Annotated in this window: 26 protein-coding genes; 6 read left to right on the top strand and 20 right to left on the bottom strand. The window is 61.7% G+C overall.

Annotated elements, in window-relative coordinates:
* Positions 1-116: 116 nt before the first annotated feature.
* The 12 genes from lipA to JMV15_RS16635 all read right to left on the bottom strand — a co-directional run bounded on the left by lipA (position 117) and on the right by JMV15_RS16635 (position 11,524).
* Positions 117-1,118 carry a lipoyl synthase gene (gene lipA, locus JMV15_RS16690; protein ID WP_161793230.1) on the bottom strand — a complete coding sequence of 334 codons (1,002 nt, stop codon included), beginning with the start codon at positions 1,116-1,118 and terminating at the stop codon, positions 117-119.
* 25 nt (positions 1,119-1,143) lie between these two features.
* Positions 1,144-1,791, bottom strand: coding sequence for a lipoyl(octanoyl) transferase LipB (gene lipB / locus JMV15_RS16685; RefSeq protein ID WP_034126907.1), 648 nt, complete (start codon positions 1,789-1,791; stop codon positions 1,144-1,146).
* On the bottom strand, positions 1,791-2,072 hold the full coding sequence (locus JMV15_RS16680) for a DUF493 domain-containing protein (RefSeq protein ID WP_005791752.1): 282 nt from the start codon (positions 2,070-2,072) through the stop codon (positions 1,791-1,793). The genes lipB and JMV15_RS16680 overlap by 1 nt, the downstream gene beginning before the upstream one ends.
* Before the next feature lie 85 nt (positions 2,073-2,157).
* The gene (locus JMV15_RS16675; protein ID WP_014720083.1) at positions 2,158-3,315 is read right to left on the bottom strand and encodes a D-alanyl-D-alanine carboxypeptidase family protein; all 1,158 of its coding nucleotides are present in this window, start codon (positions 3,313-3,315) and stop codon (positions 2,158-2,160) included.
* Positions 3,316-3,495: 180 nt separating this feature from the next.
* A complete protein-coding gene (locus tag JMV15_RS16670) occupies positions 3,496-4,500 on the bottom strand; it encodes a septal ring lytic transglycosylase RlpA family protein (protein ID WP_038451634.1) in 1,005 nt (334 codons plus the stop codon).
* Positions 4,500-5,510, bottom strand: a complete 1,011-nt coding sequence (mltB, locus tag JMV15_RS16665) for a lytic murein transglycosylase B (protein ID WP_020301955.1) — start codon at positions 5,508-5,510, stop codon at positions 4,500-4,502. The genes JMV15_RS16670 and mltB overlap by 1 nt, the downstream gene beginning before the upstream one ends.
* Before the next feature lie 17 nt (positions 5,511-5,527).
* The gene (rodA, locus tag JMV15_RS16660; protein ID WP_044268991.1) at positions 5,528-6,631 is read right to left on the bottom strand and encodes a rod shape-determining protein RodA; all 1,104 of its coding nucleotides are present in this window, start codon (positions 6,629-6,631) and stop codon (positions 5,528-5,530) included.
* A gap of 31 nt (positions 6,632-6,662) precedes the next feature.
* Positions 6,663-8,561 carry a penicillin-binding protein 2 gene (gene mrdA, locus JMV15_RS16655; RefSeq protein WP_014720086.1) on the bottom strand — a complete coding sequence of 633 codons (1,899 nt, stop codon included), beginning with the start codon at positions 8,559-8,561 and terminating at the stop codon, positions 6,663-6,665.
* A 15-nt stretch (positions 8,562-8,576) separates the two neighbouring features.
* Positions 8,577-9,044 (bottom strand): 23S rRNA (pseudouridine(1915)-N(3))-methyltransferase RlmH, encoded by a 468-nt coding sequence (gene rlmH / locus JMV15_RS16650; protein WP_003176297.1) that lies wholly within the window; start codon positions 9,042-9,044, stop codon positions 8,577-8,579.
* A gap of 9 nt (positions 9,045-9,053) precedes the next feature.
* Positions 9,054-9,548: a ribosome silencing factor gene (rsfS, locus tag JMV15_RS16645; protein ID WP_201491801.1), complete on the bottom strand. Its 495-nt coding sequence runs from the start codon at positions 9,546-9,548 to the stop codon at positions 9,054-9,056.
* 66 nt (positions 9,549-9,614) lie between these two features.
* Positions 9,615-10,259 (bottom strand): nicotinate-nucleotide adenylyltransferase, encoded by a 645-nt coding sequence (gene nadD, locus JMV15_RS16640; protein WP_003194480.1) that lies wholly within the window; start codon positions 10,257-10,259, stop codon positions 9,615-9,617.
* Positions 10,259-11,524, bottom strand: a complete 1,266-nt coding sequence (locus JMV15_RS16635; RefSeq protein WP_014720087.1) for a glutamate-5-semialdehyde dehydrogenase — start codon at positions 11,522-11,524, stop codon at positions 10,259-10,261. The genes nadD and JMV15_RS16635 overlap by 1 nt, the downstream gene beginning before the upstream one ends.
* Before the next feature lie 175 nt (positions 11,525-11,699).
* On the opposite strand from JMV15_RS16635, the gene JMV15_RS16630 reads away from it, so the two are divergent.
* Together JMV15_RS16630 and JMV15_RS16625 are read left to right on the top strand one after the other, a co-directional pair.
* Complete coding sequence (locus JMV15_RS16630; RefSeq protein WP_038451637.1) at positions 11,700-12,383, top strand: DNA-3-methyladenine glycosylase; 684 nt, start codon at positions 11,700-11,702, stop codon at positions 12,381-12,383.
* A 156-nt stretch (positions 12,384-12,539) separates the two neighbouring features.
* Positions 12,540-13,856, top strand: a complete 1,317-nt coding sequence (locus JMV15_RS16625) for a bifunctional DedA family/phosphatase PAP2 family protein (RefSeq protein ID WP_003194486.1) — start codon at positions 12,540-12,542, stop codon at positions 13,854-13,856.
* On the opposite strand, the gene JMV15_RS16620 is transcribed toward JMV15_RS16625, so the two are convergent.
* The 4 genes from JMV15_RS16620 to JMV15_RS16605 form a co-directional block, all read right to left on the bottom strand.
* Complete coding sequence (locus JMV15_RS16620) at positions 13,850-14,065, bottom strand: hypothetical protein (protein ID WP_019818751.1); 216 nt, start codon at positions 14,063-14,065, stop codon at positions 13,850-13,852. The two genes, JMV15_RS16625 and JMV15_RS16620, sit on opposite strands and share 7 nt — an antisense overlap.
* Positions 14,066-14,165: 100 nt before the next feature.
* Positions 14,166-14,756 (bottom strand): LON peptidase substrate-binding domain-containing protein, encoded by a 591-nt coding sequence (locus tag JMV15_RS16615; protein WP_014720091.1) that lies wholly within the window; start codon positions 14,754-14,756, stop codon positions 14,166-14,168.
* A 21-nt stretch (positions 14,757-14,777) separates the two neighbouring features.
* Positions 14,778-15,494: an LrgB family protein gene (locus JMV15_RS16610; protein ID WP_014720092.1), complete on the bottom strand. Its 717-nt coding sequence runs from the start codon at positions 15,492-15,494 to the stop codon at positions 14,778-14,780.
* A complete protein-coding gene (locus JMV15_RS16605) occupies positions 15,491-15,844 on the bottom strand; it encodes a CidA/LrgA family protein (RefSeq protein WP_014720093.1) in 354 nt (117 codons plus the stop codon). The genes JMV15_RS16610 and JMV15_RS16605 overlap by 4 nt, the downstream gene beginning before the upstream one ends.
* Before the next feature lie 184 nt (positions 15,845-16,028).
* Between JMV15_RS16605 and JMV15_RS16600 the strand changes: the two genes are divergently transcribed.
* From JMV15_RS16600 to JMV15_RS16590, 3 genes are all read left to right on the top strand, one after another.
* Positions 16,029-16,484, top strand: a complete 456-nt coding sequence (locus JMV15_RS16600) for a MaoC family dehydratase (RefSeq protein WP_019818757.1) — start codon at positions 16,029-16,031, stop codon at positions 16,482-16,484.
* Positions 16,485-16,648: 164 nt separating this feature from the next.
* Positions 16,649-18,367 (top strand): C13 family peptidase, encoded by a 1,719-nt coding sequence (locus JMV15_RS16595; RefSeq protein ID WP_019818759.1) that lies wholly within the window; start codon positions 16,649-16,651, stop codon positions 18,365-18,367.
* Positions 18,368-18,396: 29 nt separating this feature from the next.
* Positions 18,397-19,038, top strand: a complete 642-nt coding sequence (locus tag JMV15_RS16590; RefSeq protein ID WP_014720096.1) for an oxidoreductase — start codon at positions 18,397-18,399, stop codon at positions 19,036-19,038.
* Between the two features lie 143 nt (positions 19,039-19,181).
* Here JMV15_RS16590 and JMV15_RS16585 read toward each other — a convergent pair whose 3' ends face one another.
* From JMV15_RS16585 to JMV15_RS28390, 4 genes are all read right to left on the bottom strand, one after another.
* Entirely contained in the window at positions 19,182-19,466 is a 285-nt protein-coding gene (locus JMV15_RS16585; RefSeq protein WP_014720097.1) for a YceK/YidQ family lipoprotein, read from the bottom strand.
* Positions 19,459-20,088 carry a flavin prenyltransferase UbiX gene (ubiX, locus tag JMV15_RS16580; RefSeq protein WP_003194503.1) on the bottom strand — a complete coding sequence of 210 codons (630 nt, stop codon included), beginning with the start codon at positions 20,086-20,088 and terminating at the stop codon, positions 19,459-19,461. Before ubiX ends, JMV15_RS16585 begins: the two co-directional genes overlap by 8 nt.
* Positions 20,085-21,434 carry a UDP-N-acetylmuramate:L-alanyl-gamma-D-glutamyl-meso-diaminopimelate ligase gene (gene mpl, locus JMV15_RS16575; protein ID WP_020301976.1) on the bottom strand — a complete coding sequence of 450 codons (1,350 nt, stop codon included), beginning with the start codon at positions 21,432-21,434 and terminating at the stop codon, positions 20,085-20,087. Before mpl ends, ubiX begins: the two co-directional genes overlap by 4 nt.
* A gap of 109 nt (positions 21,435-21,543) precedes the next feature.
* Positions 21,544-22,302 carry a hypothetical protein gene (locus JMV15_RS28390; RefSeq protein WP_235991957.1) on the bottom strand — a complete coding sequence of 253 codons (759 nt, stop codon included), beginning with the start codon at positions 22,300-22,302 and terminating at the stop codon, positions 21,544-21,546.
* On the opposite strand from JMV15_RS28390, the gene JMV15_RS28385 reads away from it, so the two are divergent.
* Positions 22,289-22,573 carry a hypothetical protein gene (locus JMV15_RS28385; protein WP_235991956.1) on the top strand — a complete coding sequence of 95 codons (285 nt, stop codon included), beginning with the start codon at positions 22,289-22,291 and terminating at the stop codon, positions 22,571-22,573. The two genes, JMV15_RS28390 and JMV15_RS28385, sit on opposite strands and share 14 nt — an antisense overlap.
* Positions 22,574-22,837 lie beyond the last annotated feature (264 nt).

Here is a 22,837-nt window from a genome sequence, read left to right as displayed (position 1 = left end):
GAGCTGGCTTGCCTGCGATGCAAGCGCCTCGGTGTATCAGTGACACCGAGGTGATGCTATCGCAGGCAAGCCAGCTCCCACACAAGCCAGCATTTCACATTGATTCTGGGGGCGGCTTACGAAACCAGGCTCGCCTTGACCAGCTTGGCCTGCTCGTCGGCGTGGTACGAAGACCGCACCAACGGGCCCGAGGCCACGTTCTTGAAGCCCATCTTGTAGCCTTCCTCGGCGAACCAGGCGAAGGTGTCCGGGTGCACGAAGCGCTGCACCGGCAAGTGGCTGCGGGACGGTTGCAGGTACTGGCCCAGGGTCAGCATGTCGATGTCGTGTTCGCGCATGCGCTTCATGACTTCGATGACTTCTTCGTCGGTTTCACCCAGGCCCAGCATCAAGCCGGACTTGGTCGGGATGTGCGGCATCATCTGCTTGAATTTCTGCAGCAGGGTCAGCGACCACTGGTAGTCCGAACCCGGGCGCGCCGCCTTGTACAGGCGCGGCACGGTTTCCAGGTTGTGGTTGAACACATCCGGCGGCTCGGCAGCGGTGATGTCCAGGGCGACGTCCATACGGCCACGGTAGTCCGGCACCAGGGTTTCGAGCATCACGTTCGGCGACAGCTTGCGGATCTCGCGGATGCAGTCGGCAAAGTGCTGGGCACCACCGTCACGCAGGTCGTCGCGGTCTACCGAGGTGATCACCACATACTTGAGCTTCAGGTCGGCGATGGCGATGGCCAGGCTTTCTGGCTCGTTGACGTCCAACGGCTTCGGACGGCCGTGGCCGACGTCGCAGAACGGGCAACGACGGGTGCAGATGTCACCCATGATCATGAACGTGGCGGTGCCGCCAGAGAAGCACTCGCCCAGGTTCGGGCAGGAGGCTTCTTCGCATACGCTGTGCAACTTGTGTTTGCGCAGCAGCGACTTGATACGGTCGACTTCCGGCGAAACCGGGATGCGCACGCGAATCCAGTCAGGTTTCTTCGGCAGTTCGGTGGTCGGGATGATCTTGACCGGGATGCGTGCAACCTTCTCGGCGCCGCGCAGCTTGACGCCGGCTTCCACCTTGGCACGCGGGGCCGGGGCTGGACGCTCAGTGATGTCCAGCGTCGGGATCATGGTTTGCACAACATCAGTAGTCATATCAATCGATTCCGCCCGTCAGGGTCGTCTGCTCTGCATAGTCGAGGTGTTTGACGAGCTGCGCGCGCAGCCGGGCACTTACCTCGGCAAATTCTATGGATGTTGCATGGTCACTCAACTGGGTCATCGCAAGCCCGGCGTAACCGCACGGGTTGATGCGCCGGAACGGCGCCAGGTCCATGTCCACATTCAAGGCCAGGCCATGAAAGGAACAACCGTGGCGAATGCGCAGCCCCAGGGAGGCGATTTTCGCGCCATCCACGTATACACCCGGTGCATCGGGCTTGGCCACGGCGGTCACGCCGTAACTGGCCAATAGCTCGATCAGGCACGTTTCCATGCGGCTGACCAGGTCGCGCACGCCAAACCCCAGCTTGCGCACGTCCAGTAGCAGGTAAGCCACCAGTTGACCGGGCCCATGGTAAGTCACTTGCCCCCCTCGGTCGACCTGCACCACCGGAATATCACCCGGAAGCAGCAAGTGCTCGGCCTTGCCGGCCTGACCCTGGGTGAAGACCGGCGGGTGTTCCACCAGCCAGATTTCATCCGGGGCCGAGGTGCCGCGCTCATTGGTAAAGCGCTGCATGGCATGCCAGACCGGCTCGTATGCCATCCGGCCGAGCTCGCGAAAGCCCAGGACTTGCGACATCACAGCACCATATGCACGAAGCCGGTGGCTCGCAGTTCGCTGTTGATGTTGTAGAGCTGGTCTTGATCGGTCGCAACGATGTGCAACTGGATCGTGGTGTACTTGCCGGTGGAGCTTTGGCGCTCGTCCACGCGGTTGTCGTTGATCGTCGCGTGCTTGCGCACGATTTCGAGAATCTTGTCCTTGCGGCCGACACCGGTATCGCTGATCACCTTGACGGGATAATCCGTCACAGGAAATTCGATCTTTGGCGCCTTTACTTCTACGTCTTTATCGGTCATGGCAGAACAGCCTCGTAAGCGCTAAGCCGTGGCGACGGGCAAAGCCCCGCGTTGGATCAACGCGGGGCTTTGCAGGTGCACACAATCAGTTGAACAAGCCGTAGAAGAATAGACGGATGCTATCCCATACGCGGCGGAAGATACCACCTTCCTCGACAGCGTCCAGCGCGATCAGGTCGGCGCTGTGCACCACCTTGTCGTCCAGCTTCACTTCGACCTTACCGATCACATCACCCTTGGCGATTGGCGCAACCAATTGCGGGTTCAGGGTCATGCTGGCGGCGAGCTTTTTCAGCTGGCCTTTAGGCATGGTCAGGGTCAGGTCGTCGGCCAGGCCGGCCTTGACTTGCGAAGTCGAGCCCTTCCACACCGGCGCGGTCGCCAGTTCAGCACCCTTCTGGTAGAAGGTCTGGGTTTCGAAGAAGCGGAAGCCGTAAGTCAGCAGTTTTTGCGTCTCGGCCGCACGGGCCTGCTCGCTGTTGGTGCCGAATACTACGGCGATCAGGCGCTGGCCATCACGTACGGCGGACGACACCATGCAGTAGCCGGCTTCGTCGGTGTGGCCGGTCTTCAGGCCATCGACGGTCTTGTCGCGCCACAGCAACAGGTTGCGGTTAGGCTGCTTGATGTTGTTCCAGAAGAATTCCTTCTGGGAGTAGATCGCGTAGTGCACCGGGTCAACGCGGATGATGGCGCGCGCCAGGATCGCCATGTCATGAGCCGACGAGTAGTGCTCCGGGTTCGGCAGGCCGGTCGGGTTCATGAAGTGGCTGTTGGTCATGCCCAACTCACCGGCGGTTTTGTTCATCATGTCGGCGAAGGCGTCTTCGCTGCCGGCGATGTGCTCGGCCAGGGCGACGCTGGCGTCGTTACCGGACTGGATGATGATGCCGTGCAGCAGGTCGCTCACGGTGACTTGCGAACCCACCTTGATGAACATCCGCGAACCACCGGTACGCCAGGCGTTTTCGCTGACAGTAACCGGGTCGTTTTCGCCGATCTGGCCGCGACGGATTTCCAGGGTCGCGATGTAGGCGGTCATCAGCTTGGTCAGGCTGGCAGGCGGCAGGCGTACATCACCGCCGTTTTCGACCAGCACGTTGCCACTGGCGGCGTCCATGAGGACCCACGACTTGGCAGCCAGTTGCGGGGAGGCCGGCACCATTTCAACCGCCCAGGCGGCCGGGGTGATGATCAGCGAGATAAGCAGGCACGTGCGTTTGGCTAAGGTGGTGATGTTCATCCGTCTCTCGAAATTGCTTATGGAAACTTGCCCTCGCGGGCAAAACTATTCAGACAGCCCGCTTCCAGACTGTCACGTGTTCGGTTGCCCGCTCACCCCTTGCCCCTGGGTTTTTATTGTTCAACGAGCCAACAACCAGGGCTCGGGCACGCAGACGCCCCCGAGCCATCAATGCGTTACTTATTCTGCGGTGACCACGCTAGGTTGCCCCAGGTTGGCCAGGCGTACGCTGTTCTGCACTTGCGCCACTTCGCTCGGCGAGCCGATCGGGCCCATGCGCACACGGTGCAACGTTTGCTGGTTACGCACGATGGAGCTGATGAAGACTGGCGCACTGACCATACCGCTGAGCTTGGACCTTAACAGTTCTGCCGCATCCGGGTTGGCGAAAGCGCCGACCTGCAGGTATTGCCCGCCCGCCATCGAGGCGCCGGGTGCCGCGTGAGGGAGGACGACGGTATCCGGAGCATGTTGCGCCGGCGGCGGCGTCCACTGCTCGATCTTGCCGGTCGAGGCCGTCACTTGCGGTTGCGGGGTAGCCGGTTCGTTGAGCATCAACGGCGCCGGCTTGCCGCGCTGGGCCCAGTACTGCGCCGGGTCGATGCCTTCGACTTTCACCCGGGCGGTGCCGGTTTCGGCGTAGCCAAGCTTCTTGGCGGCGGCGTAGGACAGGTCGATGATCCGGTCCGAATAGAACGGCCCGCGGTCATTGACCCGCAGGATCACCGTGCGGTTGTTGTCCAGGTTGGTGACGCGAACATAGCTGGGCAGCGGCAGGGTCTTGTGGGCCGCGCTCATGCCATACAGGTCATACACTTCGCCGTTGGCGGTGTTCTGGCCATGGAACTTGGTGCCGTACCAGGACGCGGTGCCCGACTGCACGTAAGTCTTGGACTCCTGCAGCGGGAAGTAATTCTTGCCCAGCACGGTATAGGGGTTGGCCTTGTAGGGGCCGGTGTGCAGGGTCGGCGTGGCGTCCGGGATTTTCGACACATCCACATCCCACCACGGCGCGCCGTCTTTGTGCGCGCGGTTGATGTCCAGGCCCGGCTGGGCACGCACGACCGCGCCGCCGGCCTTCTTGGCCGGCGCACGGTTAGGCGTGGTGGAGCAACTGGCTACCAACAAGGACAACGCGGCGAACGCCACCAGCTTGAGCGGTTTTTTGAACGGCGATACCCGCATTACTTGTTGCCCCGTGCTTGAACCAGCTCATCTGACAGCTGATGCACGGCCATGGCGTACATCACACTGCGGTTATAACGCGTGATTGCGTAGAAATTCTTCAGGCCCATCCAGTATTCAGGGCCATTTGCGCCTTCCAGGCGGAATGCCGTCACCGGCATGTCGTCGCGTGGCGCATTCTGACTCGACCAGCCCAGCGCTCGCAACTCCCCGACGGTCTTGACCGGTTCGATACCTTGGGTCAGGCCCTCGTCGGCGTGCTCGCCCGCGACATCGGCGCGGATAACCACCGGCTCGCCGCCCACCCAGCCGTGGCGCTTGAAGTAGCTGGCCACGCTGCCGATGGCATCGTCGGGGTTGCTCCAGATATTGATGTGCCCGTCACCGTCGAAATCCACCGCGTAGGCCCGAAAGCTGCTCGGCATGAACTGCGGCAAGCCCATCGCCCCGGCGTAGGAGCCCTTGAGGCTCAGCGGGTCGACCTGCTCTTCGCGGGCCAGCAACAGGAATTCGCGCAGTTCCTTGCGGAAGAATTCGGCACGGGGCGGGTAATCGAAGCCCAGGGTCGACAAGGCGTCGATCACCCGGTAGCTGCCGGTATTGCGCCCGTAAAAGGTTTCGATGCCGATGATCGAGACGATCACCTGCGCCGGCACGCCGTACTCTTGCTCGGCGCGGGCCAGTACCGCCTCGTGCTGGCGCCAGAAATCCACGCCGCGGGCGATGCGTGCATCAGTGAGGAACATCGGGCGATAGTCCTTCCACTGCTTGACGCGTTCGGCGGGCCGGGAAATGGCGTCGAGGATCGCCTGCTTTTTCTGGGCTTCGCGGAACACGCCCATCAGTTGCTCACCGGCAAAACCGTAGTCGCGGGTCAGCTCACCGACAAATTCGGCAACCTGGGGAGAGCCATCGTAGTCACCGGCCTGCGCCTCTTGCGTTGCCCCCAGCAGCCCGATCAGGCCCATCCAGGTCGCATGCCGAGTCGCCCAGCCGCGCATTACTTGCATTGACATCTTCACCTTATTCAAACCTGTGCGATCCACTTGCGATGCGTATGAATCGACATCAAAACCCCAAACGCTGACAGCAATGTCACCAGCGAAGTTCCGCCGTAGCTAATGAATGGCAACGGCACCCCAACCACCGGCAGCAGGCCACTGACCATACCGATGTTGACGAAAACGTAAACAAAAAAAGTCATGGTCAGGCTGCCGGCGAGCAATTTGCCGAACAGCGTCTGCGCCTGGGCCGTGATCACCAGGCCGCGACCAATCAACAGCAGATAGATCAGCAACAATGCGCAAATGCCCACCAGGCCGAACTCTTCGCCCATCACCGCGATGATGAAGTCGGTATGGCTCTCGGGCAAGAAGTCCAGGTGAGACTGGGTGCCCAGCAACCACCCCTTGCCAAATACCCCGCCGGAACCGATGGCCGCCTTGGATTGGATGATGTTCCAGCCGGTGCCCAGCGGGTCGCTCTCCGGGTCGAGGAACGTCAGGATCCGTTGCTTCTGGTAGTCGTGCATAAAGAAGAACCACATGGCCACCGCCACGGGCACGGCGGCGGCCAGCACGCTGAGGATCCAGCGCCAGCGCAATCCGCCCATGAACAGTACGAACGCGCCACCGGCGAGGATCAGCAACGAGGTGCCAAGGTCCGGCTGGCGCACGATCAGCACAAAGGGCACGCCAATCAGGATCAGGCTGATCGCCACGTGCTTGAGCTGCGGCGGCAAGGTGCGCTTGGACAGGTACCAGGCAATAGTGGCCGGCATCAGGATCTTCATGAATTCCGACGGCTGGAAGCGAATCACCCCGGGGATGTTGATCCAGCGTGTGGCCCCCATGGCGTTGTGGCCCATGACGTCCACCACCACCAGCAGCAACACGCCGGCGACATACCCCAAGGGCACCCAGCGTGCCATGAAGCGCGGCTCCAACTGGGCGATCACCACCATCGACAGCAGGCCCAGGCCAAACGAGGACGCCTGCTTGATCAGCAAGTCCCAGTTCTTGCCGCTGGCCGAATACAGTACAAAAAGGCTGCCGGCCGCCAGGGTCAGCAGCAGGATCAGCAAGGGGCCATCAATGTGCATGCGTTGCAGCAACGTCGCACGGCGACGCATCACATCTTCGCTGGAGAGGATGCGGTCAAAATTACTCTTCACGGGCCGTAACCTCGGGGCTTGAAGGGGGGCCGCCATACTCGGGCTTGAGCCGGCCATCGTCGGCCAGCAGCCAGGCGTCCATCACCTGGCGTACCACTGGGGCCGCGACGCCGGAGCCGGACTCGCCGTTCTCGACCATCACTGCCACCACGATTTTCGGGTCTTCCGCCGGCGCAAAGCCGACAAACAAGGCGTGGTCGCGGTGGCGCTCCTGCACCTTGGAGCGGTCATACTTTTCGCCCTGCTTGATTGCGACCACCTGGGCCGTACCACTCTTGCCGGCAATGCGGTACTGCGCGCCGACCGCCGCCTTGCGCGCGGTGCCGCGAGCGCCGTGCATCACCTGCTGCATGCCGTGGTTGACCTTGGTCCAGTCGGACGGGTCACGCAGCACGATGTCCGGAATCGGGTTGTCGTCCACCGGCTTTTCGCCTTCGATGGTCCTGGCCAGATGCGGTCGGTTCCACACGCCTTTGTTCGCCACCAGCGCCGTGGCCTGGGCCAGTTGCAGCGGAGTGGCTTGCATATAGCCCTGGCCGATACCCAGGATCAGGGTTTCGCCAGGGAACCACGCCTGGCGGCGGGTCGCACGCTTCCACTCCCGCGATGGCATCAGGCCAGGGGATTCTTCGAACATGTCCAAGGAGACTTTCTGACCGAGGCCGAACTTGCCCATGTAGGCAGATAGCCGATCAATCCCCAGCTTGTGGGCCAGGTCGTAAAAATAGGTGTCGTTGGAGCGCATAATCGCGGTGTCCAAATCGACATAGCCGTCACCGGAGCGGTTCCAGTTACGATACTTGTGGTCGTAGTTGGGCAGCATGTAGTAGCCAGGGTCGTACACCCGGCTTGAGGCCGTGACCACGCCAGCATCCAGGCCGGCAATCGCCACCGCTGGCTTGATGGTCGAGCCCGGTGGGTACAGGCCGCGCAACACACGGTTGAACAGTGGCCGGTCGATGGAGTCACGCAGCTCGGCGTAGGCCTTGAAGCTGATGCCCGTCACAAACGGGTTGGGGTCGAAGCTGGGCTGGCTGACCATCGCCAGCACTTCGCCAGTCTTCGGGTCCAGCGCCACTACGGCACCTCGCCGACCGCCCAAGGCCATCTCGGCAGCTTCCTGCAACTTGATGTCCAGGCTCAGGACAATGTCCTTGCCCGGTACCGGATCGGTGCGCTTGAGCACGCGCAATACGCGGCCACGCGCATTGGTCTCGACTTCCTCGTTACCTACCTGGCCATGCAACTCGGCCTCGTAGAAACGCTCGATGCCGGTTTTGCCGATATGATGGGTGCCGCTGTAGTTGATCGGGTCGAGGGTTTTCAGCTCTTTCTCGTTGATCCGCCCCATGTAGCCAACGGAGTGGGCAAAGTGGGGCCCTTGCGGGTAATGCCGCACCAACTGCGCCACCACTTCCACACCCGGCAGGCGGAACTGGTTCACCGCAATCCGGGCGATCTGCTCTTCGGTCAGCTCGAACAGGATCGGCACCGGCTCGAACGGCCGGCGCCCCTGCCGCATGCGCTTCTCGAAGACGGCCCGGTCTTCCGGCGTCAGTTGCAGCACCTCGACGATGACATCGAGCACCTGCTTCCAATCGCCGGAGCGTTCACGGGTCATGCTCAGGCTGAAGCTGGGCCGGTTATCGGCAACCACTACGCCATTGCGGTCGAAGATCAGCCCACGGGTCGGCGGAATCGGCTGCACATGCACCCGGTTGTTTTCCGACAGTGTGGAGTGATAGTCGTACTGGATCACCTGGAGGAAATACAGCCGCGCAATCAGCACGCACATCAGCACCACCACCAAGACAGCACCGAACACCACCCGCGCGCGTACCAGACGTGCGTCTTTCTCGTGGTCCTTGATGCGGATCGGTTGGGTCATCGGGGGCGGCGCAGGCTATTTGTGGTAAGGGTGCCCGGACAGAACTGTCCAGGCGCGATACAGCTGTTCACCGATCAGAATCCTTACCAACGGGTGCGGCAACGTCAGCGCCGACAGCGACCAGCGCTGATCGGCCCGCGCACAGACTTCCGGCGCCAGCCCTTCCGGGCCGCCGACCATGAAATTGACCGTGCGCGAATCCAGGCGCCAGCGATCCAGCTCCACCGCCAGTTGCTCGGTGCTCCAGGGCTTGCCGTGCACTTCAAGGGTGACGATGCGCTCATTGGGGCCGACCTTGGCCAGCATGGCTTCGCCTTCCTGGCGGATAAAGCGCGCCACGTCGGCGTTCTTGCCCCGGGTATTGAGCGGTATTTCCACCAGCTCAAGCGACAGCTCAGCGGGCAGACGCTTGGCATATTCGTGCCAGCCTTCTTCCACCCACTTGGGCATGCGTGAACCGACAGCGATCAGACGCAGGCGCACAGCCGTTCCTTATTCCTGGTCTTTGTTGAGCTTGTCGAAGTGCGCGTGGCCCACTTCCGGGCTGTGGTGCTTGCCATCGGCAGCACGGCTCTGCTCGGCGCCTTTCCACAGACGCTCCAGGTCGTAGAACTGGCGAGCGTTGGAGGTCATCATGTGAACGATCACATCGTCCATGTCCAGCAGCACCCAGTCGCTGTCGCCCTTGCCTTCTTCACCCAGTGGCTTGACGCCCTTGGCTTTGACGGCTTCGCGAACCTTGTCCAGCATCGCGCCGATCTGGCGGTTGGAGGTACCAGTGGCGATGATCATGAAGTCGGTGATGCTCTGCTTATCGCGCACGTCCAGCACCTGGATGTCCTGGGCTTTAACGTCTTCCAGGGCAGCCACGGCGACTTTCACCAGCTCTTCGCCAGCCAGTTCCGGGCCAACATGGGCTTCAACCGGCAGCGGCGCGCTTTTGAAGGTGCCTTTGCGCTTAACTTTGCTTACGTCTTTGTTCGTCATATAAAACTCGTTTTGCTCGTATGTTCGGGCGCTTGCTGCACAGTTCGTGCGTTCAAGCGCGCCTTTTCAGTTCGACGCACGGTAAAGCCCGTGCGCATCGATGTAGGCCAGGACCGCGTCAGGCACCAGGAAACGTACCGACTTCCCGCTGGCCAGCAGTTGACGGATCTGGGTGGCGGACACCGCAAGCGGGGTCTGCCAGACGAATGCAATATTCCCGTTCGGCCCGGTCAGGGCCAAGGGGTCACTTACCGACCGCGCGGCCAGCAGGTTGCGCAAGGCATCCGGCGGTTCGCTGTCGGCATCCGGGCGTTGCAAAACCAGGATGTGGCAATGCTGGAGGAGTTCCTCCCAGCGGTGCCAAGAGGGCAGGCCGCAAAATGCGTCCCAGCCCAAAAGCAGAAACAGTGGGTCATCTGCGGCCAATTCGGCGCGCATCAGCTCCAGGGTGTCGATAGTGTAGGACGGTTTATCGCGCTTGAGTTCGCGATCGTCCACCACCAGCGGCGATATACCTTCTACGGCAACACGCACCATTTCCAGGCGTTGTTCTGCGGCCACCTGCGGCGTGTCGCGATGGGGCGGCCGAAAATTGGGCAGCAGGCGCAGCTCATCCAGCGCAAGGGCATCCGCAACTTCCAGGGCACTGCGCAAATGGCCGATGTGCACGGGGTCGAAAGTACCGCCGAGCAGCCCGATGCGTTTAGTCATCAAGTGCGCACATGACCGTCGCCAAACACCACGTACTTCTCGCTGGTCAGCCCTTCGAGGCCCACCGGGCCGCGTGCGTGGAGCTTGTCGGTGGAAATACCGATCTCCGCCCCCAGGCCGTACTCGAAGCCGTCGGCAAAACGCGTCGAGGCGTTGACCATCACCGAAGCGGAATCCACTTCGTTGAGGAAACGCCGGGCATCGCTGAAATGCTCGGAAACGATGGCGTCGGTGTGCTTGGAGCCATAGGTATTGATGTGTTCGATGGCCTGGTCCAGGTCGTCGACGATGCGGATCGACAGGATCGGGGCCGTGTACTCGGTGTACCAGTCCTGCTCGGTCGCCTCGATGACGTCCGCGCCCAGCAGCGCACGGGTGCGCTCGCAACCGCGCAGTTCTACCGACTTGTCACGGTAGATGGCGGCCAGCGGCGGCAGCACGCGCTCGGCAATGCCGACGTGCACCAGCAGGGTTTCCATAGTGTTGCACGGCGCGTAGCGGTGAGTCTTGGCGTTGTCGGCAATGCGGATCGCCTTGTCGAGGTCGGCGGCGATGTCGATGAACACATGGCAGACGCCGTCCAGGTGCTTGATAACTGGCACCTTGGCATCGCGGCTGACGCGCTCGATCAGGCTCTTGCCACCACGAGGCACAATCACGTCGACGAATTCCGGCATGGTAATCAGCGCGCCCACGGCAGCACGGTCGGTGGTTTCCACCACTTGCACCACTTCGGCTGGCAACTCGGCCACGGCCAGGCCCTGCTGGATGCAGGCGGCGATGGCGCGGTTGGAGTTGATCGCCTCGGAACCGCCACGCAGGATGGTAGCGTTGCCTGACTTGAGGCACAGGCTCGCGGCGTCGATGGTCACGTTCGGGCGCGACTCATAGATAATGCCGATCACGCCCAGGGGCACGCGCATCTTGCCCACCTGGATGCCGGACGGCAGGTAACGCATGTCGCGAATTTCACCGATGGGGTCAGGCAGCTTGGCCACCTGACGCAGGCCTTCGATCATGTCGTCGATACGTACCGGGGTCAGCGCCAGGCGGTCCAGCAAGGCTGGCTCCAGGCCATTAGCGCGCCCATTGGCCAGGTCCAGTTCGTTGGCGGCGGTCAGCTCGGAGCGCGAAGCATCCAGAGCATCGGCAGCCGCCAGCAGCGCACGGTTCTTCTGCGCGGTGCTCGCACGGGCGATCAACCGCGAGGCCTGCCGGGCAGCGCGACCCAGGCGGGTCATGTAGTCAAGAACGGACTCAGTCATGGTCAGGGAGTCTTGGCAAAGAGGAAAGCGGCAGATTATAGCTGTGACGCCGCCCGACTGACAGCGGTGAGGGGCGGATGGTCGAAATGAACTGTAAAAACCCCAGGTTCAGGCGTAATTAAGCTGAGAGTTGTTATGATTCGGTCACATTTAGCCGTATCAACCCTTGACCGCCATGCCCGATTTTTCGCCCCAACTTCCCGCCAGCCCCCTGCCCGATAGCTTCTTCGACCGCGATGCCCAACTGCTTGCGCGCGAATTACTCGGAAAAGTCATTCGTCATCGTGTGGGCGATCTCTGGCTTTCGGCGCGAATTATTGAAACCGAAGCCTATTACGTGGCCGAAAAAGGCAGCCACGCCTCACTCGGCTACACAGAAAAGCGTAAGGCTTTGTTTCTGGATGGTGGCCATATCTACATGTACTACGCCCGTGGCGGTGATTCGTTGAACTTCAGCGCTCACGGCCCGGGCAATGCCGTGCTGATCAAATCGGCCTATCCCTGGGTCGACGACATTTCCGGCGCGGCGAGCCTGGCGCAGATGCTGTTGAACAACCCCAACCCCGATGGCAGCCCACGCCCCTCGCAGAAACTCTGTGCGGGCCAGACGCTGCTGTGCAAGGCCCTGGACCTGAAAGTGCCGATGTGGGACGCCAAGCGCTTCGATCAGGAACTGCTGTATGTCGAAGACGTGGGCCAGGTGCCCACGCAGATTATCCAGACCACACGCCTGGGCATCCCCAGTGGGCGCGATGAACACTTGATGTACCGCTTCGTCGATGCTGGCTATGCGCCTTATTGCACGCGGAACCCGATGCGTCGGGGGCAGGTCGAAGGCCGGGATTATTTTTTGATTTAACGCGCGACACATCCCATGTGGGAGCTGGCTTGCCTGCGATAGCAGTGGGCCAGGCAACTTCAATGCTGGCCATGCCGCAGCCATCGCAGGCAAGCCAGCTCCCACAGTTGAATTTCACCGCCTCAAATTCTGTTTTGTATGCATGGAGTGGATTGTATGGGCCAATGGCTCGATAGCATCACCGGCTGGTTGACCCTCAACCCACAATGGCTGGCAGCGGCGGTGTTTATTGTCGCGTGTGTGGAGTGTCTGGCGATTGCCGGGTTGATCGTGCCAGGCACGGTATTGCTGTTTGCAATCGCTGCGCTGGCTGGCAGCGGTGCGCTGTCGCTGAGTGAAACCCTGCTGCTGGGCTTCCTCGGTGGCTTATTGGGCGACGGCGTTTCCTATTATCTGGGCCGCCATTTCCATCAGAACATCCGGCGCCTGCCCGGCCTGCGCCAGCATCCTGAATGGATGAACGGCGCAGAAACCTACTTCCACAAGTACGGGATCGCCAGCCTGTTGGTCGGACGTTTCATTGGCCCATTGCGTCCCATGCTGCCCATGGTCGCCGGCATGTGCGACATGCCCTTCCCGCGCTTTGCCGCTGTGAGCATCATTGCCGCAGCGGGTTGGACCGTGGCCTATCTGCTGCCGGGCTGGGCTGCCGGCGCCGCGTTCCGCCTACCGTTGCCGGAAGGCTTCTGGCCGGAAGCGGCGATTATCGCGGCGTGCCTGGCGGTGCTGCTGGGGCTGAGTTTGAACAGCAGTTGGCGCGGGCATCGGCGCGCCACCTTGTGGATCGGTTGCGCCAGCCTGGTGTTGTTGATCGCGCTGTTTATCGGCTACCCCCATCTCAACAACTTCGACCAGGGCCTGAGCGCCCTGGTGCAAGAGCATCGCAGCCCGTGGCTGGACGAAGTGATGGTACGGGTCACCCAACTGGGTGAGTTCAAGAAGATGTTCTTCGCCAGCGCGGTGTTCACTGGCCTGTTGCTGTTGGCACGGCAGTGGCGCCACGCGGTGTTTGTCGGCGCCACCCTCGCTGGCGCGGCAGTGATCAACACCGGCACCAAGCTGTTTTTCGCCCGGGGCCGCCCGGAAATCCTCACCGACCCGCTGACCAGCTTCAGCATGCCCAGCGGCCATGCCTCCGGTGCCTTTGCCTTCTTCCTGGCGCTCGCGGTATTGGCCGGTCGCGGTCAACCCACGCGGCTGCGCCTGACCTGGATGCTGCTGGGCTGCATTCCGGCGGCGTTCATTGCCTTGTCACGGGTGTACCTGGGCGCCCACTGGCCGACGGACATCCTGGCCGGCACGTTGCTGGCGATGACCGTGTGTGCGTTCAGCCTGACGGCTATCCAGTACCGCAGCCCATTGCCAGCCATGTCGCAAAAAGCCTGGTGGCTGGTGCTGCCCGCCGTGGTGGCCGTGCTCGGTTTTATCGCCTTTACCGGCACGCCCCACGCCCTGCTCAGGTACGCCTACTGACCCTTGGCCGGGCCGATCCAGTCCACGGAGGCGCTGCGCCGTTCAACGCAACGTTCGCGGCGCTCCAGTAACATCTCATCAGCCACTTCGGCGGCGCGCTCGGCAATGTACTCCGCGCCCCGCGTGGCTTGCTGCTGGAGTAACTGCGTGGTCACGCTGACAAAATAAGCGTCCCACGCGACTTGTTCCGAGGGTGTCAGCCGAATCATGGTTATCTCCGATCATTGTTGTGTGATCGGAAAATAGTGCAGGCGACACCGTGGAGACGACCGAGCAAAGTCTGAAAGCGCTGTCAGGCAAATCCGAACCTCAGGTGAACAGCTCACCCTGCAGTTCATCGAGCAACATCTGGATCGCATCCAGCCGTTGCTGTGGGTCGTCCAGTTGCAGCAAGTCGATCTTGTCGGCTTCGGTAAACGGCAACAGATAGGCCAATTGATTGCCCAGGGCTTGCTGGCCTTCGGCGTGGCCGCCCATGTCCAGCGAGGCCACCATCGGGTGCTCGGCCAGGGCCTCAAGCAACGCCAGCAAGTCGGCGTCCTCTTCGCCCAGCGGCGGGTCCGGCAACTCTTGCAACCATTGCACTTGGGCCACCAGCAATTGGTCTTTCTGCACGTCGGCCTCACGCACGCGGAATCGACGGCCACCTTCGACGCGAATGCCCAGCAGGCCGTTATCCTGCTGCTTGAAGTCACGAATCAGCGCTTCACAACCGACAAGCGCATAGCCGTCAGGGGCCGCGCCCACCTCTGAGCCATCCAGGATGCACACCACACCAAAGCCTTCGCCCTTTTTCATGCAACGGCCGATCATGTCCAGGTAGCGCGCCTCAAATATCTGCAAGTCGAGGATGCAGCCCGGGAACAGCACAGTGTTGAGGGGGAATAGCGCCAGACTCATAACGGTTTCCTTAAACCTGGGTTAAACAATGACCGACACCGCCAACGGTAGGAACACCGCCGTGGCCACGCCCATCAAACTCATGGCCAGCGCCGCGAAGGCGCCGCATTCTTCGCTTTCCTGCAGGGCCACCGAAGTGCCGACGGCGTGGGCGGTCATGCCCAAAGCCATGCCGCGCGCTTCGGGGCTGCGCACTCCCAGCCGTGACAAGAGCGCTGGGCCGATCATCGCGCCGACCACCCCAGTGATCAACACGAACACCGCCGCCAAGGCCGCCACGCCGCCGATCTGCTCGGCCACCAGCATGGCAATCGGCGAGGTCACCGACTTGGGCGCCATGGTCATCAGCACCCGGTGTTCAGCCCCGAACCACCACCCCAACGCCACACAAAGACCAGTGGCCAATACCCCGCCTACCACCAGCGTAGTAAAAATCGGCCAGAACAATTGGCGAATCCGTCGCAGGTTCAGATAAAGCGGCACCGCCAGGGCCACGGTCGCAGGCCCCAGCAGGATGCCCATGATCTCGGTGCTCTCGCGGTATTCGGCGTAGCTCAGCCCGCAGGTGAGCAGCACGCCGATCACCAGCAACATCGACACCAGCACCGGCTGCAGGAAGATCCAGCGGGTTTTCTCGAACCCCGCCAGCACCAGCTGATAGGCGCCCAGGGTGATACCGATACCGAACAACGGGTGATGAATGACCGCCGTCCAGGCGCCCTGCCAGTCGAGGATCATTGGTCCTTCTCCTTGCGCTTGACCATCTGCTGCATCAGCACGCCGACAAAGCCCATGGCAACCACCAGCGACAGCACCAACGCCCCGACGATGGCCCAAAAATCCGCCACAATGTCCTTGGCGTACACCATTACCCCCACGGCCGGCGGCACCAGCAGCAGCGGCAGGTAACGCAACAGGCTGCCGGCCGCCAGGCTCAGAGGCTCGCCGACTTCACCGCGCCAGACCAGAAAGCCCAGCATCAGCAACAAGCCGATGATTGGCCCAGGCAGCACCGGCACCAGCAAATGATTGATCGCGGTGCCGATCAGTTGAAACAGCACCAGCCAGGTCAGGCCACGTAACAGCATCCCGCTCTCTCCCCCTCAAATCCCGCGCGCATTATAAGCACGCCCGCCCTATGCTCCGGCATTCGCCAAAAGCATGTTGGGTTGACCGGGCTGATTGCCCGTGATGATCTACAGTGGTTCTCTGCAACCAAAAAAAACGCCCCTTATCAACGGGCACATAAGTGATGAACCAAGGAGAGACGCAATGCCCTATGTACCCGTAGCGCAGCTCAAAGATTACGTCGGCAAGGAACTGGGACGTTCCGAATGGCTCATCATCGACCAGGCGCGTATCAACCTGTTCGCGGAAGCCACCGGCGATCATCAGTTCATCCACGTCGACCCGATCAAGGCGGCGCAAACCCCGTTCGGCAGCACCATTGCCCATGGGTTCCTGTCGCTGTCGCTGATGCCCAAGTTGATGGAAGACATCCTGATCATGCCCGAAGGCTTGAAAATGGCCGTCAACTACGGCCTGGACAGCGTGCGCTTTATCCAGCCGGTGAAGGTGAACTCCAAGGTGCGCCTGAACGTCACCCTCACTGACGTCACCGAGAAAAAGCCGGGCCAATGGCTGTTCAAGGCGACGGCCACCCTGGAAATCGAAGGCCAGGAGAAGCCGGCCTACATTGCCGAGTCGCTGTCACTCTGCTTCGTATAATCACCACACCTTCCTCTGTAGGAGCGAGCTTGCTGAATAAATGCAGTGCCTGTGAGTTTTTCGCGGGCAAGCCCGCTCCTACAGGTGGTAGATCCTGCGTATAGACCACTAGGTTCGGCACCCCGGCTACGGCATACTCGGCGCTCAATTATCCGGATCCCGCTATGCGCCCACTCGCTCCCCTTGCCCTTGCCCTGTTGCTAACCGCTTGCGGAGACGGCGAATCGCTGTTGCCGCCCGATGCGCGCCTGCCCGATGGCGGCCGCTACCGTGGCGATGTGGTCAACGGTTTGCTGCAAGGCCAAGGCCGTGTGGACTACCCCAATGGCAGTTGGTACGCCGGCCAGTTCGACAAAGGCCAGTGGCACGGCCAGGGCGAATGGCATGGCAGCAATGGCGAAGTCTATAAAGGCGAATTCAAGCAGGGCCTGTTTGATGGCCAGGGCAGCCTGACCACGTCGGGCAGCAGCTACGTGGGCGGCTTCAAGAATGGTCGACGCAACGGCGAAGGCACCCTCAAAGAGGGGCAGATGACCTATCGCGGCGAATTCCAGGACGACCAGTATTCAGGCCTCGGCCGCCTGGAACTGGCCGACGGCAGCCAGTATCAGGGCCAGTTCGCCCACGGCAAGCCCAATGGCGAAGGCCAGCGCAATGACGACAGCGGCAACCAGTTCAGCGGCCGCTTTGTCGATGGCCAACTGGAAGGCAATGGCACCTTTAATAGCGCCGAGGGCGATATCTATGTCGGCCAATTCAAGCAGAACCAGCTCAACGGTAAAGGCCGCTACGAGAACGCCGACGGCGATGTATGGATCGGCCAGTTCAAGGAGGGCGCGCTGACCGGCAAAGGCGAACTGATCGGGGTTGATGGCAGTCACTACGTCGGCCAGTTCAGTGACTGGCGCTTTACCGGCGAAGGGCGTCTGAACCTCACCGATGGCAGTTTCTATATCGGTGGCTTTGACAGTGACAACTATCAAGGCCGTGGCACCCTGGTCCTCACCGACGGCACCGTGCAGTCCGGCACCTGGGTCAATGGCCTGCGCGTACGCGACGCCGAGGGCAAGCTGCTGCCCGACCCACTGGAGACCGGCATACTGGCCCAAGGCCGCTTGCTTGATGACGCCCTGGCGACCGTGCCCGCGTCCACCCCGGCGGTGGAACTGTACACCCTGGTGCTGGCCGGTGACGGCAAACAAAGCGTGTTCCTGCGCGAAGCCGATTACGTCAGCAACCTGCTCGCCACCCGCTTCGGCGCGCGCGGGCAAGTGCGCCTGGTCAACCACCGCGACCATATCGCCGACCGCCCCCTGGCCACCCGCGAAAGCCTGCGCCGCTCGGTACAAACCCTGGCCGAACGGACCGGGCCGGAAGACCTGGTGTTCATTTACCTGACCAGCCATGGCACCCATGAGCATGAGCTGGTGCTCGACCAACCGCGCATGGAACTGGCCGACCTGCCCGCCGACGAGCTGGCCGCCGTGCTCGCACCGCTGAAAAACCGCGACAAGGTCATCGTGATCTCCGCATGTTATTCCGGCGGCTTCATACCGGCGCTCAAAGATGAGCGCACCCTGATCATGACCGCCTCCCGCGCGGACCGCGTGTCGTTCGGCTGCTCGGAAGAAGCAGACTTCACCTACTTCGGTGATGCGCTTTTCGCACAGGCTTTCAACCAAACGGATGACTTGCAACACGCCTTCAAACTGGCACAACTGCACGTGGCCGAACGCGAACAGGCGGACAATTTCGAAGCCTCCGAACCGCAGATCTGGGCGCCTAAGGGCGTGATCGCCCATTGGCAATTATTACGTAAACAGCAGGCACGAAAGGCGCTCGAAAGCGTCTCAATGAATAGCAAGGAAGCCAAAGGCAACTAAGCTGTAACGTGTAACAAGGGGGAAACACCATGTACCTGACACCGCAGCATATCTTGCTGGCCGGGGCCTCCGGCCTCACTGGCGAACACCTGCTCGACCGCCTGCTCAACGAACCTACCGTGACCCGCGTGCTGGCACCCAGCCGCAAACCATTGGCTGAACATCCACGCCTGGAAAACCCGGTAGGCGACCCGGCGGTGTTCCTGCCGCAACTGAGCGGCCGCGTGGATATTGCCTTCTGCTGCCTGGGCACCACGATCAAAAAGGCCGGCTCGGAAGCGGCGTTCCGTGCGGTCGACCTGGACATGGTAGTGGCCTTCGCCAAACGCGCACGGGAACTGGGCGCGCGGCATCTGATCGTGATCAGTGCGATTGGCGCCGACCCGAAATCCTCGGTGTTCTACAACCGGGTCAAAGGGGAAATGGAACTGGCGCTCCGAGCGCAAGACTGGCCGCAGTTGACCATCGTACGTCCCTCGCTCCTGCTGGGTGAGCGACTGGAACCGCGCCTGGCCGAACAGTTGGCCGGCCCGCTGTCACGGCTTATCCCGGGCAAGTACCACGGTATTGAAGTCTGCGAACTGGCTCGCGCCATGTGGCGCCTGGCGCTGGAAGAACAGGATGGCGTGCGGGTGGTGGAGTCGGACGAGTTGCGCAAACTCGGCAAGTGATGATGCAGGGCTGTTACTGATCGTTCCCACGCTCTGCGTGGGAACGCCGGTTATGACGCTCTGCGTCATGCTTGGGACGCGGAGCGTCCCCGACTGCATTCCCACGCGGAGCGTGGGAACGATCCACCCAGGTAGCCCTTATCTTACAGCCCGCCCGTGGCGTTGAAGCCAACCCCCAGCACCGTCAGCACCGACAGTGGCAACAACAAGGTATCGAGCAACGCACTGGCCGGCAGGTCGAGATGGGGAGAGCTCGGGGCCTCGGCACCAAAGCGATCCTTGGCGCAACAACCGCCATTGATCGCATACAGGTCCAGGCGCGTGCCCGCATACACCACCGGCGCGCCCGCTTGCGCCGCGTCCAGCGTGCGCGCGGTGGCACAGCCGGTGAGTTGCAGCGCCATCAAGAGCAGCAGTGCTTTATTCATCGCCGCCCAAGTGGTGCTCACCCCAACGTGGCAGCATGTCCTGGGGAATGTTCAACAGGTTGAGAATGCGCGCCACCACAAAGTCCACCAGGTCATCGATGGTCTGTGGCTGGTGATAGAAGCCTGGCGACGCGGGCAGGATGGTCACGCCCATGTTCGACAACTTGAGCATGTGCTCCAGGTGAATGCTCGAATACGGCGCTTCGCGCGGCACCAGGATCAATTGGCGGCGCTCCTTTAAGGTCACGTCCGCCGCCCGTTCGATCAGGTTGTTGCAGGCGCCCGTGGCAATCGCCGACAAGGTGCCGGTGGAACAAGGCACCACCACCATCGCCGCTGGCGCACCGGAGCCTGAAGCCACCGGCGACATCCAGTCCTCTTTGCCATAGACCTTGATCTGCCCCGCCGCCGCACCGGTGTACTCGGTAAGGAACGCCTGCATCGTCTGCACCTTGGACGGCAGCGCGACATCGGTCTCGGTCGCCAGCACCAACTGCGCCGCCTTGGAGATCAGAAAATGCACCTCACGGTCTTCACGTACCAGGCAATCGAGCAGGCGCAGGCCATAGGGCGCACCGGATGCGCCGGTCATCGCCAGGGTAATGCGTTCCGGCCCGCTCATTTCAGTGCCTCGGCCAGCTTGCCGTGCAGGCCGCCGAAGCCGCCGTTGCTCATGACCACCACGTGGGTGCCGGCCTGGGCCAAGGACTTCACATGCTCAATGATGCCTTCCAACGAATCGCAGACTGTGGAGGGCACGGTGCATAGCGCAGCAATCGCGGGCAAATCCCAGCCAAGGTTGGCCGGTGCATACCACACCACCTGGTCGGCATCGTTGACGCTTTCGGGCAGGCCATCACGGTGCGCACCCAGCTTCATGGAGTTGGAGCGCGGCTCGACGATGGCAATGATCTGCGCATCGCCGACGCGCTTGCGCAGGCCATCCAGGGTGGTGGCAATTGCGGTCGGGTGGTGGGCAAAGTCGTCGTAGATGGTAATTCCATTTACTTCAGCGACTTTCTCCATGCGCCGCTTCACACTCTTGAACGCGCTCAAGGCGGCAATGCCCATGGCTGGTACCACGCCAACATGCCGAGCGGCAGCCAGGCTCACCAAAGCGTTGGCCACGTTGTGTTGGCCGGTCATGCCCCAATCGACGATGCCTTGGGGTTGGCCTTCGAACAGCACTTCAAACCGCGAACCGTCTTCGCTGAGCAACCTCGCCTGCCACTGCCCGCCCGCGCCGGTGGTTTGCACCGGGGTCCAGCAGCCCATGTCGATCACACGCTGCAACGCAGGCTCGGTGGTGGGATGAATGACCAGGCCTTCGCTGGGAATGGTGCGCACCAAGTGGTGGAACTGCCGCTCAATCGCCGGCAGATCGGGGAAGATATCCGCGTGATCGAACTCAAGGTTATTCAGGATCGCTGTGCGCGGGCGGTAATGGACGAACTTGGAGCGCTTGTCGAAAAAGGCGCTGTCGTACTCGTCGGCCTCGATCACAAAAAACGGTGTCTCACCCAGGCGCGCTGATACCGAGAAGTTCTGCGGCACGCCGCCAATCAGGAACCCCGGGCTCATGCCCGCATGCTCCAGCACCCAGGCGAGCATGCTGCTGGTGGTGGTCTTGCCATGAGTGCCTGCCACTGCCAGGACCCAACGGCCTTGCAGCACATGGTCGGCCAGCCACTGGGGGCCGGAGACGTAAGGCAAGCCTTTGTTCAGTACGTATTCCACCGCCGGATTGCCGCGCGACATGGCGTTGCCGATCACGACCAGGTCCGGCACCGGGTCGAATTGCGCGGGGTCGTAACCTTGGGTCAGCTCAATCCCTTGCGCCTGTAGCTGCGTGCTCATGGGGGGATAAACATTGGCATCGGAGCCAGTTACATGATGGCCCAGCTCCTTGGCCAGAACCGCCATCGAACCCATGAACGTACCGCAGATACCCAGAATATGAATGTGCATAGTCGACCTCGTAAACATCGAGGCAGGTTAGCGTAGGGTGGGAAAGTTCGCACGCTTTAGCTGAGCGCGAAACGCCCGCCGGTAGGATCCGGCGGGCAAAAAGGCTGCCTTAAACGGAGGCCTCGGTTTTTTTGGCTTCGGCGTCTTTCAGGGTAATGATCCGGTCAGCCGCCTTTTCCAAGGCGCGATAACGGCGCTCTATCACGCCTAAGCGGCCCCCCGTGCCTGGGGCGGTTTCTGGTTCGAGGTGAGGTTTGAAAATAATGCCGTTATCCTCGGCCACTTGCTTCATATGGGTTTCCGAAATGCTCAGTAACTGCTCAAGGTTATCCAAGCGTGCCCCCCGCTCCTTGGGCCAGGCGTCGCCCATGGCAAGCCGGTCTTCAGTATTTCCCGACGCCAGCGTGATGATGACATTGGCAAATTCCAGCACCACTTTTTCTACCCGGTCCAGATGGCGCGTGGCCGAAGGCGTTGGCGTATCCGATGTGGTTGGCGCGGCTACTTGCGGTGTAGACGCGGGATCGGGCTTTGCAGTACCAGGCAAATGCGGCGGCGGCAATGGCGACGGTACATACTGGCCCTTGATCGCCTCTCCCGCGGCCACGGACCCGGCGTATGCGCCCACATTGATCGGCGCGCTGACGATGCCATTGACGCCCGCGTTGATGAACGCGTCCTTGATCGTCTTGCCGGTTGAAGGTGAGGTGGAAATAACCCCTGCCTTGACCAGCCTGTCGGCATCCAAAAGCCGCTGGGTGACATCGGCCACACTGATCTTGGGCGGTTCCACCGGCTTTACGGAGACAACCCCGCCACTGGTGGGCGTTTGAGGCCCCCTGGTCACTACGCCCTTGAATTTATCCAAGGCCGACTGGCTTGAACTGGCTGCGGTCGAGCTGGTACCAGGGTTATTTCCACCCAGTGCGTTCTGCAGCCTGGTGGCAGTGGGATTGACCGGGGCGGGCGGCACCCTGGTCGATGGACCGGGGGACACGGACGCAGGCGACGGCACCTTGATCGATGGCGTGGGAGACACGGGCGCCGTGGGCCGGGTTGCGCCTCCAAATGGGAACCGCCGTCCGAAGAAGGAGATTCCACGCTTGTTGCGTACCTTCGGCGCTTGGTCGGCCTCCTGAGCAGAAGGCGGCGTGTCATGGTCAGGCTGAGGGGGGTCCATCGGTTCGCCCCAGCCCGTTATCGAGTGTTGCGGTGGGGAGGTGGGCGTAACATCAAGTTGAACAGGGAGTTGTGGCACAGGAGTCGTTATTGGACTTGTAATATTCATGTGTTGTCACCCTAGAAGTTTCAAACAGCGGTGTTTAAGGGCAATTAATGCTCTGCCCTTATTCCATCAGTGCTTAAAACAACGTGCCACGTTCCGGGACGACGTGAACGGGTAG

The organism is Pseudomonas paracarnis (assembly GCF_904063055.1).
In the GTDB taxonomy this organism is placed as follows: Bacteria; Pseudomonadota; Gammaproteobacteria; order Pseudomonadales; family Pseudomonadaceae; genus Aquipseudomonas; species Aquipseudomonas paracarnis.
Note: the sequence above shows the minus strand (reverse complement) of the source record. Positions and strands in the feature narration are given on the sequence as shown.